This is a genomic window from Paenibacillus thermoaerophilus, assembly GCF_005938195.1.
Classification (GTDB): domain Bacteria; phylum Bacillota; class Bacilli; order Paenibacillales; family Reconciliibacillaceae; genus Paenibacillus_W; species Paenibacillus_W thermoaerophilus.
On record NZ_VCQZ01000013.1, the window covers coordinates 109,811 to 119,558 of the forward strand.

9 protein-coding genes are annotated in these 9,748 nt (G+C 60.9%); 7 read left to right on the forward strand and 2 right to left on the reverse strand.

Annotated elements, in window-relative coordinates; genetic code table 11:
- Positions 1 to 103 precede the first annotated feature (103 nt).
- The gene (locus FE781_RS10840) at positions 104 to 637 is read left to right on the forward strand and encodes a YwhD family protein (RefSeq protein WP_138789646.1); all 534 of its coding nucleotides are present in this window, start codon (positions 104 to 106) and stop codon (positions 635 to 637) included.
- A gap of 402 nt (positions 638 to 1,039) precedes the next feature.
- On the opposite strand, the gene FE781_RS10845 is transcribed toward FE781_RS10840, so the two are convergent.
- Positions 1,040 to 1,414, reverse strand: a complete 375-nt coding sequence (locus FE781_RS10845; RefSeq protein WP_138789647.1) for a hypothetical protein — start codon at positions 1,412 to 1,414, stop codon at positions 1,040 to 1,042.
- A 621-nt stretch (positions 1,415 to 2,035) separates the two neighbouring features.
- Between FE781_RS10845 and FE781_RS10850 the strand changes: the two genes are divergently transcribed.
- The 4 genes from FE781_RS10850 to FE781_RS10865 are packed head-to-tail and all read left to right on the forward strand — an operon-like array spanning position 2,036 to position 5,123.
- Positions 2,036 to 2,689 carry an RNA polymerase sigma factor gene (locus tag FE781_RS10850; RefSeq protein ID WP_138789648.1) on the forward strand — a complete coding sequence of 218 codons (654 nt, stop codon included), beginning with the start codon at positions 2,036 to 2,038 and terminating at the stop codon, positions 2,687 to 2,689.
- Positions 2,686 to 3,321 carry a zf-HC2 domain-containing protein gene (locus tag FE781_RS10855; protein ID WP_138789649.1) on the forward strand — a complete coding sequence of 212 codons (636 nt, stop codon included), beginning with the start codon at positions 2,686 to 2,688 and terminating at the stop codon, positions 3,319 to 3,321. Before FE781_RS10850 ends, FE781_RS10855 begins: the two co-directional genes overlap by 4 nt.
- Positions 3,322 to 3,342: 21 nt before the next feature.
- Positions 3,343 to 4,491 carry a hypothetical protein gene (locus FE781_RS10860; protein ID WP_211346343.1) on the forward strand — a complete coding sequence of 383 codons (1,149 nt, stop codon included), beginning with the start codon at positions 3,343 to 3,345 and terminating at the stop codon, positions 4,489 to 4,491.
- Positions 4,488 to 5,123: a hypothetical protein gene (locus FE781_RS10865; protein WP_138789650.1), complete on the forward strand. Its 636-nt coding sequence runs from the start codon at positions 4,488 to 4,490 to the stop codon at positions 5,121 to 5,123. The genes FE781_RS10860 and FE781_RS10865 overlap by 4 nt, the downstream gene beginning before the upstream one ends.
- A gap of 75 nt (positions 5,124 to 5,198) precedes the next feature.
- On the opposite strand, the gene FE781_RS10870 is transcribed toward FE781_RS10865, so the two are convergent.
- A complete protein-coding gene (locus tag FE781_RS10870) occupies positions 5,199 to 7,295 on the reverse strand; it encodes a transglycosylase domain-containing protein (protein WP_138789651.1) in 2,097 nt (698 codons plus the stop codon).
- Between the two features lie 208 nt (positions 7,296 to 7,503).
- Between FE781_RS10870 and speE the strand changes: the two genes are divergently transcribed.
- The gene (gene speE, locus FE781_RS10875; protein WP_138789652.1) at positions 7,504 to 8,331 is read left to right on the forward strand and encodes a polyamine aminopropyltransferase; all 828 of its coding nucleotides are present in this window, start codon (positions 7,504 to 7,506) and stop codon (positions 8,329 to 8,331) included.
- A gap of 97 nt (positions 8,332 to 8,428) precedes the next feature.
- Positions 8,429 to 9,298, forward strand: a complete 870-nt coding sequence (gene speB / locus FE781_RS10880) for an agmatinase (protein ID WP_138789653.1) — start codon at positions 8,429 to 8,431, stop codon at positions 9,296 to 9,298.
- The last annotated feature ends 450 nt before the right edge of the window (positions 9,299 to 9,748 follow it).

The window sequence follows — 9,748 nt, forward strand, 5'->3', positions numbered from 1 at the left end:
GCGTCGCCGACGGAGACGCCGTTTACGTTACAGTGGAAATGAGTCGGGTTTATTCGCTACAATAGATAGCATCTAGCCTGCAGCAAAAGGATGGGGATACGGGATGGATCAAACGACTAACGGACAAAACCAGCAGCCGGCGGCCGCTTCCGTGAAAAAGCCGCTGGGCGCGCTGAATGTCGTCAGCAATAAAAACCAGCATAAAGGCTTCGGCGCGGGAGCGCTCGATCTCAGCAACCTGTCGAGCATCATCGTGGACGGAGACGAGGCGTACGTCGACCTCGGCGCGATTCACGCCAAAAGCAAGGTGGAGCGCGGCATCAAATTCACGACGAACAAGGACGAGGTTCCGAACGGAAGGCGCTGCTTCGTCGTCTGGGTATACGTGGTCAAGTCCGAGGACAGCTCGTATTATGCGGGAGTGACCTCTTGCGAGATGAGCATCGATTCGGAGGCGAAGAAAGGTTGGAAGATTTTGGCCGACCACGTCAACCGGATGGATTACGCGCTGAAGCGCCGGTTTATGCTGGAGAATCTGAACGAGACGGAGAAAGCCGCGCTCAAACGCTGCCTCGTCGGGCATAACGCGGAATGGTACGACAACTCGCCGGAAGAATTAAAGGCGTTGTTGGGCTAAAATGCGGACGGTCCCCGGTCCGGGTTATCGGATCGGGGACCGTTTTTTTTCGGCGGGACGGGCTCAGCCTTCGGACGGAATCCAGGCGGTTCTCAGGTTGCGGATGAACTGGACGGCTTCCGCTCTCGTCAGCGGAGACAGCGGCTCGTAGCCTTCGACCGTGGCCGACGTTGTACGGATCGGAATCGTCCATGTAGAGATCCACGGTTGCCGCCAGCACGTTCCCGTCCGCGAGATTAGCGGTCAAGGCGGCGAGATTGCTGGAGCTCGTCCCCTTGTACGCGGCCTCGTAGAAGCTCGGGTTCATGCCCGCCGGCTTCGGCGGCGTATGGTCGATCTTCCCAAGCGAGGCATTCAGCACGGCGCCGTGCTGCGCGAGCCGGCTGTATTCTTCGCTCGCTTTCAAATCGGCGGGGAACCCGGCGCGAGATAGCGGTACAAGTTGGCGCGGGCGACTCCGCCTTCCATGTAGCGTTTATGCAAGCTGCCCGCGTCATGAGGGGCGGCCGTCGACGGCGCGGTCTGGAACGGCTCTCCGCCGTTCTCCCATGCCGGGGCGAGCTTGTTCCACATTTGGGCGATTTGTTGGGGAGTGCGTGAGGGCAGTCCGGAGTCCACCCGCGCCGCCGATACTTCCGCGGCGGCATAAGCGGCGCCGCCCGTGTGAAGCGGTTCGGCGGGGGAGGCAAGCAGAAGCGCGGCCGCAGCGAGCCAGGCCGTCCAATTGCGCGAGGCGGGCCGTTGTCTGCCGGGAGCCGGCTGCAGTACATGCGTCATATCCATTCTTCCTCCTTGACTGCGATGGATGAGGCGCTGGAATCAAGGCTGCCTCTATTATATGGACGATACAGAGGCGCATGTTGCTGGATTTCGAGTTTTTTTGGGAGGTTCGGCGAAGAGGAATCGCCCGGGAAGCCGGGCGCAGCCCGAAGCGAGGGGTCCTCCTTCTCCCGGACCGAAATTGTGTCATTTGTGTGGACAACACTTGTAAGAAGGCTGCCGCGTGAAGTAAACTAGGGAACAGTATATTGCTACCCAATATACAAGGACAGCAAAGAAGCAGACGTTCGGGGCGTCTGCTTCTTTGCGTTGGCAGGGAGCGCTGAAGGGGCCGCCCGCCATCAAATGCGGTCCCCTCGGTTTGCTCCAAGGCCTTCATCCCGATGCGCGCGGCGGTGTTCACACCTCACAGGGGCAGACGCTCACAGAGGTTGTAGGGAGACGGTCGGCCGAATTCCCAAGCGGCATGGGGGCTAAACGCGAACAGACAGCCCGCCCTGTCCGCAGCGCGGCGGCCAAAGACGCAAAAGCGCCGCAAAGGAACCGGCTGTTCGGCCGATATTCCCTTGCGGCGCGTGTTTCGCGTCTTACGGATGTCTCGTCTTCTACTATTGTAACATGGAAGAGAAACGAGGGAGAAAAAATATTTTCGGCGAAGCGCAGGGGTGCGGGGGAGAATGCGCGTCTATACATTCGGGAAGGGAGGGAGCGAGTATCGCAAGCAACGATCAGGCCTGGATCGAGGCCGTGCGGAACGGGGATGCGGAAGCGTACCGTCCGTTCGTGCAGGCTTACGGAGACTATATATATAAAACCGTATACGGCGTCCTGCGCTCGGTGCCGGATGCCGAGGACGTGACGCAGGACGTGCTCTTGCAAGTGTACCGTTCCCTCCCGGACTGCCGAATGGAAGGACTGAAGACGTGGCTCGCGCGGATCGCAGTCAACAAGGCGATCGATTACAAGCGGCGCCGGGCCCGGAGGCCCGAAGAACTGACGGATCTTCCCGACCGGCTGGAAGCCGGGGCCGCGGACGCTGTCGAGCGGACGGACGAGACGGTCGTGCGGGAGGAGCGGCGAAAGCTTGTGCGGGAGCGGGTCGCCGAACTGCCCGGCCATTACCGCGAGGTGGTGGCGGCTTACTATATGGAAGAAAAGTCGTACGAGGAAATCGCGAAGGATACCGGCCTGGAACGAAAAAGCGTGGAGTCCCGGCTGTACCGGGCCAGAAACTGGATGAAACGACATTGGCGGAAGGAGGACTTTGAATGACGCGGGCAGATCCGAATCACGGCAGTCGGGAAATGTGGGAAGCTTATGTGCGCGGCGAGCTGCCGGAATCCGAGCGGGATGCGCTGGAGCGCCATTTGGAAACATGCGGAGAATGTCTGGAGCGGTATGTGGAGGCCTTGGAAAGTTTGGAGCTTCCGCCGATGCCGCCGCAATGGCTGGACGGGCTGGCCGACCGGATCGTCGCGTCGATCGAGGCGATGCCCCGGGCCGGAGCCGGTCCGGCGGCGGAGCGGATGGAGGAAGCGGCCCGGCATTCCGGGGCGAAGGCGTCCGAGCCGACGCAAGCGCCATCGGCGCGGACCGCGCGTCCTGCCGCCGCCCGGAAAGCCCGGCGTCAGGAGCGACGCCGCCGCGGCTGGCTGGCCCATCCGGCCGCGCCTTACGCAATCGCGGCGGCCATCACGATGCTGCTGATCGGCAGCGGCGCGATGAACGGCCTGGCCGGCCGGTTGGCGGAACTGGACGCGGCGGTGGTCGCCTCGCCCCAACCGCCGGCCGGGCCTGGGGAGCCGGGCCAACCGGCCTCGGGCTACGGCGGCTCCTGGTCGCAAGGCCTGATGGACAAAACCGTATCCTGGCTGGCCGAACTCCAGACCACGCGATTCCGATAAACGAAAGGAGTGGATCATACCATGAAGCCAAAAAGTCCGATCGTCGCGTTTCTATTGTCTGTTATACCGGGGCTGGGCCACGCTTATTTGGGCCGGTTCGGCCGGTTTGTGCTGTACGGAGGCGGCTTCTTTATACCGATGGGCCTGCTTTTTTTGCTGGTGTTGTCCGGGAACACGCATGAGGACGAGATCGTTTTGCTGCTGCTGTTCGCGGCGGCTGCCGCCTGGGTGATCAATATCATCGACATGGTCCTGTCGTTGATTAGGGGACCGGCGCCGGGGCTCCGGCACGCGTACGACGGAACGCAGCCGCCCGAGGCTTACGCCTCCGCCGCGGAGGACTATCTGCGTCAACGCGAGCGGACGCATGCGATGCTTCTGTCGTTCATCCCCGGGCTCGGACATATGTCGCTCGGGCTGATGCAGCGCGGCCTGACGTTTTTGGCGGCGTATTTCGGGGTTGGGATCAGCGTCATTTTTATTACGGCGGTCAGCAATATCGGGGCGTTTCTCGTGTTCCTGCTGGTCTTGCCGGTCATCTGGATCTACTGCATGTTCGACGTGTCCGACAAGCTGCAGAGAAAACAGCGGGGGGAAACGCTTGCCGACCGGTCACTGTTCGAAGATCTGGAAGGCCATATGGGCGCAGGCCGCAAGAGCCGGGTGCTCGGCGTAGCGCTGTCGATTTTCCCGGGAGCGGGACACTTGTACCTCGGTTTATCCCGTAGAGGCATCCAACTGATGGGCGGCTTTCTGCTGGCGATTTACCTGATGGACACGCTGCGGCTGACCTTGTTTTTTATCCTGCTGCCGCTCTTCTGGTTCTACGCCTTTTTCGACGCTTATCACTACCTGTCCCGCTACGGGCGGGAGCCGCTCAAGGACGAACCGGTCGTGTCGTATCTGGCGCCGCATCAGCGCTGGATCGGGTACGCGCTTGTGCTGGTCGGAGCCTATTACCTGATCGACCGGGTGATCTTGCAGGCGTTGCTGGAAATGCTGCCGAAGCTGCGGGGCGAATATTATAAAATTCGGTATTACTTTCCGACGGCGATCGTGTCGTTCCTGCTGATCGCAGGCGGCTTGAAGCTTCTGATGGGGCCGCGACGCGACGCTTACGAGGATCGGGACCGGACGGAGCCGAACGGCGGAGAGGCGGGGAGAGAATGAAAAATTGGCGGGTAGGCACGTTGTCGATGGGGGTTACCCTTGTGGCAACGGGGATCGCGCTGGCGCTGTCGATGTTTGCCGGACATAAAGCTTACGATACGCTGCTGCTGGCCGCGCCGCTTGTCCTGGTGTTGTTGGGCGTCGAGCTGCTCGTCTACCTGAAGCTGGCGGGCAGCGAACGGACGAATGTGCGGTACGATTGGATCAGTTTGTTTCTCGTGGCGGCGATCGGATTCTGCAGCCTCGGGTTGTCGATGTTCGGATCGCTGGGGCTGCTGGACGAAATCCGCCGGGAGGTGCGGGCGACGGAGCATACGATTACCCTCGAACCGGAGCGGCACGCCGTGCCGGAGAGCGTCAAGCGTATTGTGGTGAACGGCCGCGGCCATGTGAAAATCGACCGGACGGCCGATCGCGAGATGCAGCTGATGGGGCAAATCCGCTATTGGAGTCCGGAGCCGAAAAACATAGCCAATGGCGGCGGCCTGCTGAAGACGAATCAGGTCGGTTCGACGCTCTACGTCTGGATCGAGGGAGTGAGCAGGGATCGCGAATGGGTCAGACCGAGTCCGGATCATCTGCTCACGCTTGTAGTTCCGGAGCAGATCGAGGTGGAGACGAGAGGATACTGAACGCGCTGAACCAGAAACGAACAGACGGCGCCTTCTCCTTGTAACGGGAGAAGGCGCCGTTGCGTTGCAGGCTGTCTATCCGTTCCACCAGCGGCGAAGATCCTCCCACCACGAGCCGTTTTTGCTTCCCGGATGGTCCGATCCGCTCCCGGGGCCGCCGATATCGCCGCTGCCGCGCGTCCGTCCGTCGCAATATTCGGTCGGCTCCGTGCCGGACACGAACGCCATCAGCTGCGATTCGCCGCAGCCGGGGGCCGCGAGCTTGCCCGAAGCCGGATCGACATATACCGTCGTGACGCCCTCTGGCATCGGGAACAGCTTCGGCGGAATCGCGGCCAGGGCGCGTTCCGTGAATTCGGCGAAGATGGGCGCGGCCTTGTAGGACTCGATCGCGTCGATCGTGCGGCCGCGGTCGTACCCGACCCATACCGCCGTGGACAGTTCCGGCGTATAGCCGACCATCCACGCGTCCGAGTTGGTCGTGCCCGATTTGCCGGCGACGGGCCGCTTCAGCGCGGCGGCGACGCGGTAGCCGGTGCCGCCCGGCTCGAACACCGACGTCATGGCGTCCGTCAGCACGTAAGCCGCGGCCGGCGAGACGACGGAAGCTTCCCTTTGGACGTGCTCGTACAGCATCTGTCCGTCGGCCGTGCGGATGCGCAGGATGGCGGTCGGCTCTGCGCGGATTCCGAGATTGGCGATGGCGCCGTAGGCGCTGGCCATCTCCAGCGGGCTGACGCCAAAGGAGCCGAGCGCCAGCGAAGGCACCGGGTCCATCGGCCCCGAGATGCCGAGCCGGCGGGCCAGATCGATGACGTGCTGTTCGCCGATCATGCGGATCGTCGAGACGGCGTAAATATTGTCGGACTTGGCGATGGCGGTGCGCAGGTCGATCCGGCGGTTCTCGTACTTGTTGTTGTAGTTGCTCGGGGTGTACAGCTTCCGACCTTCGTCGTACGCGAAGGAAGTCGGCTCGCTCATGAACCGGGTCGAGGGCGTGAAGCCCGGCTGCTGCAACGCCGCCAGGTACACGAACGCCTTAAACGCCGAGCCCGGCTGCCTCGCCGCCGACAGGGCGCGGTTGAACTGGTTGTCCGCGTAGTTCCTGCCGCCGACCATCGCCCGGATATGCCCGTTCCGGGGATCGACCGCCACCAGCGCGGCTTGCAGCTCCGGCTTGTCCTCAAGCTCCTTGGCGACGATCTCCTCGGCTGCCTGCTGGGCGTTCAGGTCGAGCGTCGTTTGGATAATATACCCGCCCTGCTCGAATTGCTCCTCGGTAACGCCAAGCTTCTCCTGCGCCTGCTGCTTGACGTAGTCGACGAAGTACCCGGCCGTCAGCGGCCGCCCGGTTTTACGCGGCTGCAGCGCGAGAATTTCCCGCTTCGCCTCCAACGCCTGCTCCGGCGTAATATAGCCGTCGGCATCCATCAGATCGAGGATCAGCTCCTGCCGGGATTTGGCGTTGTTCCAATCCAGGTAAGGCGAATAATAGCGCGGGCCTTTGGGGATGCCCGCCAGCATCGCGCTTTCGGCGAGAGTCAGGTCTTTGGCCGGCTTGCCGAAAAACATCTGCGAAGCGGCCTCCGCACCGTAGGCCGAATGCCCGTAATAAATCTCGTTCAAGTAGCTCTCTAGAATCTCGTCCTTGCTGAGCTTCAACTCCAGTTGGAGCGTGTAGAACGCTTCTTTGATTTTGCGGGTCCACGTCCGGTCATGGTTCAGATACAGGTTGCGCGCGAGCTGCTGCGTCAACGTGCTGGCCCCCTGCGCCTTCGACAACGTCTTGACGTTGACGGTGACGGCGCGGGCGAGTCCCCGGAAATCGAAGCCGTTGTGCTCGTAAAACCGGCGGTCTTCGACGGCCAGCGTCGCTTGAATGAGCCATTTCGAGATGCTCGTTAGCGGGACGATCGTACGGTTCTCTCCCGTGTAGAAGGATCGGATCAGCTTCCCCTCGGCGTCGAGGATCTGCGAGGTCTGCGGCACATGGGCCGCCGGAAGCGGTTGGGAGTTCAGATACAGCAACAGAGCGCCGAACCCGACCGCGCAGACAACGGCCAGCACCGCGACGGCGGAGGCGAGGAGGCGAATACGCGCGCCCAGGCTCCGTTTCGGGCTGCGCGATCGCCGGGAGCGTTTCTCCGCGCGCGGTTCGAGCGTATCGGCCATCTGTCATCTTCCCTTCTTCGACAAGCGTATAGCTTTATTATGGAAAAAGGGAGTTTTGGATATTCATCGCGTAAAGTTTTTGCGAAAAGTCGTTTCGTTTCATTGCATTTTTGAGCCGTTTTAATATAATACTTGGTATTGGACTGGGAGTCCGCCCCCGAAGGGCGGGCGAACGGACGGAATTTTGCGGAAAGAAGGTCGGACGAACATGGAATTGTGGTTTACCGAGAAGCAAACGGATACGTACGGCATCACGATGAAGGTCAAAGAGACGCTGGTGACCGAGAAGACGGATTTCCAGGATCTCGCGATGATCGAGACGGAACAATGGGGAACGATGCTGCTGCTCGACGGCATGGTCATGACGTCCGACCGGGACGAGTTCGTCTATCACGAGATGGTGGCGCATCCGGTGCTGGCCACCCATCCGAATCCGGAGAACGTGCTGGTCGTCGGCGGCGGCGACGGCGGGGTCATTCGCGAAGTGCTAAAGCATCCGAAGGTGAAAAAAGCCGTGCTCGTGGAGATTGACGGCAAGGTCATCGAATACTCCAAGAAATATTTGCCGAACATCGCCGGAGAACTCGACAATCCTCGCGTTCAGGTGATCGTCAACGACGGCTACATGCATATCCACGACCATAAAAACACGTACGACGTCATCATGGTCGACTCGACCGAGCCGGTAGGCCCGGCGGTGGAGCTGTTCACCCGCGGCTTCTACCAAGGCATCTACGACGCGCTGAAGGACGACGGCATCTTTGTCGCGCAGACGGACAACCCGTGGTTCAAAGCGGACCTGATCCGGACCGTCAATCGGGACGTGAAGGAGATCTTCCCGATCGTGCGGGTCTATATCGCGAATATCCCGACGTATCCAAGCGGCCTCTGGACCTTCACGATGGGCAGCAAGAAATACGATCCGCTTGAGGTCGACGAGTCGGCGATTCCGGAGCTGGACACGAAATATTACACGCCGCGCCTGCATAAGGCCGCTTTCGCGCTGCCGAAGTTCGTCGAGGATCTGACGAAGTAATCGGCGCGGGGCGCAGCTTTTCTCCAAGTTTCGGCGGGCCCTTCGCGGCCCGTTCGTTGCTTTTCTTATGACCGCATACCCGAGGAGTGTTGAATTCATGCGTTTGGATCAAGCTTATTCCGGCAACGTCTTTATCTGCTCGTCCGAAGACTACGCCGCGTCCAAAGCCGTGATTTACGGAATGCCGATGGACTTCACCGTCAGCTTCCGGCCCGGCTCGCGCTTCGGTCCCGCCCGTATCCGCGAGGTGTCGATCGGGCTCGAAGAGTACAGCCCGTATCTGGACAAGAGCCTGTTCGACATCACCTACTTCGATGCCGGGGACCTGCTGCTGCCGTTCGGCAACGCGGCGCGCAGCCTGGACATCATTGGCGAGTACGTCCGCAAGCTGCTGGACGACGGCAAATTCCCGCTCGGCCTGGGCGGCGAGCACCTGTGCTCCTGGCCGGTCATCCGCGAGATGTACGCGAAATATCCGGATTTGGCGATCGTGCACTTCGACGCTCACGCCGACCTGCGCGAGAGCTACGAAGGCGAGCCGCTGTCCCACTCGACGCCGCTGCGCAAAGCGGCCGAGCTGATCGGCGGCCGCAACATCTATCAATTCGGCATCCGGTCGGGCTCGCGCGAGGAATTCCGGTATGCGCGGGAGCATGTGAATTTTTATCCGTTCGAGGTGCTGGAGCCGCTCCGGAAGGTGCTGCCGGAGCTGGCGGGCCGTCCGGTCTACCTGACCATCGACATCGACGTGCTTGATCCTTCCGCGGCCCCCGGCACGGGTACGGCCGAAGCGGGCGGCATCACGTCCAAGGAGCTGCTGGCCGCGATCCACGCGCTGGCGGCATCGGAGGCGAACGTGGTCGGAGCCGACGTCGTCGAGGTCGCGCCGGCGTACGATCCGACGGAGCAGACGCAGATCGTCGCGGCGAAGCTGGTTCGCGAAATATTGCTCGGTCTGGTGAAATAAATTCGGCCGGGAGCATCATACGAGGAAGAGGGAGGCGGTCCGTTCAGGGGCCGCCTTTTTTTTGCCGGATTCGGGCCGTCCGGGCGCCGGGACGAAGCCCCCGCCCGGCGGATACGGAACAGAGGACGACAGTCGTCCGGGTGGTCATGATAACAATAGATACCGAAGTACTACTTGCCAGTTGGTCTCCATGTTAAACGGCAACGAAACCCCTATCAGTTTGACGTAACCACAGAGGGTTTAAAAATATTCAATCTTATTAACAGAATTCGACAAAAAGTGGTAAGATCGTAGGATTCACCTTTGTCATAATAGCACTATACTAACTAGTTGCTCCTGAAAAAGTCGATTTTCAAAAATAGTTTCGGGTTGCTGGCTGGGTTGTGAGGGGGAACTTTCCCTAATGATCGGTTTCCATGTTAGTTTTGGAGCATTTTTGCCGCTCTTTGC

What these genes read in the sequence shown, in the direction of transcription:
- FE781_RS10870 (WP_138789651.1), bottom strand. Translation starts at nt 7,295, where the DNA reads ATGGCCGATACGCTCGAACCGCGCGCGGAGAAACGCTCCCGGCGATCG.
- FE781_RS10860 (WP_211346343.1), top strand. Translation starts at nt 3,343, where the DNA reads ATGAAGCCAAAAAGTCCGATCGTCGCGTTTCTATTGTCTGTTATACCG.
- FE781_RS10845 (WP_138789647.1), bottom strand. Translation starts at nt 1,414, where the DNA reads ATGACGCATGTACTGCAGCCGGCTCCCGGCAGACAACGGCCCGCCTCG.
- speB (WP_138789653.1), top strand. Translation starts at nt 8,429, where the DNA reads ATGCGTTTGGATCAAGCTTATTCCGGCAACGTCTTTATCTGCTCGTCC.
- FE781_RS10840 (WP_138789646.1), top strand. Translation starts at nt 104, where the DNA reads ATGGATCAAACGACTAACGGACAAAACCAGCAGCCGGCGGCCGCTTCC.
- speE (WP_138789652.1), top strand. Translation starts at nt 7,504, where the DNA reads ATGGAATTGTGGTTTACCGAGAAGCAAACGGATACGTACGGCATCACG.
- FE781_RS10865 (WP_138789650.1), top strand. Translation starts at nt 4,488, where the DNA reads ATGAAAAATTGGCGGGTAGGCACGTTGTCGATGGGGGTTACCCTTGTG.
- FE781_RS10855 (WP_138789649.1), top strand. Translation starts at nt 2,686, where the DNA reads ATGACGCGGGCAGATCCGAATCACGGCAGTCGGGAAATGTGGGAAGCT.
- FE781_RS10850 (WP_138789648.1), top strand. Translation starts at nt 2,036, where the DNA reads ATGGAAGAGAAACGAGGGAGAAAAAATATTTTCGGCGAAGCGCAGGGG.